This is a genomic window from Streptococcus sp. 27098_8_73 (assembly GCF_041432495.1).
Lineage (GTDB): Bacteria > Bacillota > Bacilli > Lactobacillales > Streptococcaceae > Streptococcus.
The window spans coordinates 1-771 of the sequence record NZ_JAPVZT010000028.1 but is presented as its reverse complement, the minus strand read 5'-3'; the positions used below and the strand labels follow the sequence as shown (position 1 = coordinate 771).

Annotated in this window: 1 protein-coding gene; it reads right to left on the bottom strand. The window is 39.7% G+C overall.

What is annotated here, in order from left to right:
• Positions 1-169: 169 nt before the first annotated feature.
• A complete protein-coding gene (locus O3651_RS10075; protein WP_125388446.1) occupies positions 170-652 on the bottom strand; it encodes a sigma-70 family RNA polymerase sigma factor in 483 nt (160 codons plus the stop codon).
• Between the last annotated feature and the right edge of the window lie 119 nt (positions 653-771).

Below are 771 nucleotides of genomic sequence, written 5' to 3'. Positions count from 1 at the left end.
CTCTCTCAAGCGACAACTATATCAGTATATCACCTATCCACTCCCTTGTCAACACTTTTTTTGAATTTTTTTATCTTTTTTACAATTTTATTTCCCACCGCCTACAAAATCACTGATAAATCAATAACTAATAGGGAAAGGTAACATCTTCCTACCTCTCCCTTATTCTCTATATCACTGTGCTGCTAAAGTCTATTAAATATTCCTCTAACTCTCGCAGCAGTCTTTTACGTCCCTTAAACCGTTCGTTGCCTAGTAAGCGGTGGTATAACTCTAGTTGTTCTTTATCTAACTTGGAAGTGTAGGCTGCTAACGAACTTCGAAGAGCGACTAAATCATCTAAGGCTAGTTCGCGCTTACTCAGTCTATGACTAATGGTACCAACTTCTTCATAAGACTGACGATCGAAGCGGCGTTTTTGGCTCTCTTGCTTGCGAAGAATGTCATGAATATGATTCCGAAATTTTGTCTTGAAGTAGCGATAGAGGCGGCTTTCATCTTGACTGATATCTGGATGGCTTTCTTCCAGCTGGTGATAAACCAGCATCCCCTCTTGTTCCCAGTCACTACTCTCCCATAAATGTACATAATAATCTCGTGCACAGCGCCGGACAATCCACTGCACTTTCTCATAGCGTTCCTTGAAGTTCATGTTATCTCCTTTTTCTTTGATAATATGATTCTACAAGAAAAACTCTTCTCTCAGGGATCCTGTCCCTATCCTGTCTATTTTATACCCTAACTGGTACCTAACAAAAAAATTTGAGACAT